The organism is Pseudomonas sp. GW821-FHT04D07, assembly GCF_059420225.1.
In genome coordinates this window covers 1-691 of sequence record NZ_JBWKTH010000071.1, presented here as the reverse complement: position 1 = coordinate 691, position 691 = coordinate 1, and the positions used below count along the sequence as shown (strand labels likewise).

Here is a 691-nt window from a genome sequence, read left to right as displayed (position 1 = left end):
TGGGCTTTCTCGTCACCACCCTGCTGGTGGCGACCATGTACACCTGCTTCATCTTCAGCTTCACCGAGCTGACCACCGCCATTCCCCATGCCGGCGGGCCTTTTGCCTACAGCCGCCGGGCCTTCGGTGAACGTGGCGGGCTGATCGCCGGGATCGCCACCCTGATCGAATTCGTCTTCGCCCCGCCAGCCATCGCCATGGCCATCGGTGCCTACCTCAATGTCCAGTACCCGGACCTCGACCCACGCCTCGCCGCCGTCGGCGCCTACGTGGTGTTCATGGGCCTGAATATCCTCGGCGTCAGCATCGCCGCCACCTTCGAACTGGTGGTGACAGTGCTCGCGGTCGCCGAATTGCTGGTGTTCATGGGCGTCGTCGCGCCAGGCTTCAGCTTCAGCAATTTCGTGCTCAACGGCTGGTCTGGCTCGACCAGCTTCAGCATCGACTCGATCCCCGGCATCTTCGCCGCGATCCCCTTTGCGATCTGGTTCTTTCTCGCCATCGAAGGCGCGGCCATGGCCGCCGAAGAAGCCAAGGACCCCAAGCGCACCATTCCCAAGGCCTATGTCGGTGGCATCCTGACCCTGGTGTTCCTCGCTCTCGGCGTGATGGTGATGGCCGGCGGGGTCGGCGACTGGCGCCAGCTGTCGAACATCAACGACCCGTTGCCCCAGGCGATGAAAGCGGTGGT

General features: G+C 64.0%; 1 protein-coding gene. It reads left to right on the top strand.

All coding sequences use genetic code 11. The features are described from left to right. Positions 1-691 (top strand): amino acid permease (locus tag AC07T0_RS31735; RefSeq protein ID WP_495004874.1); only part of this gene is annotated, 691 nt, incomplete at both ends.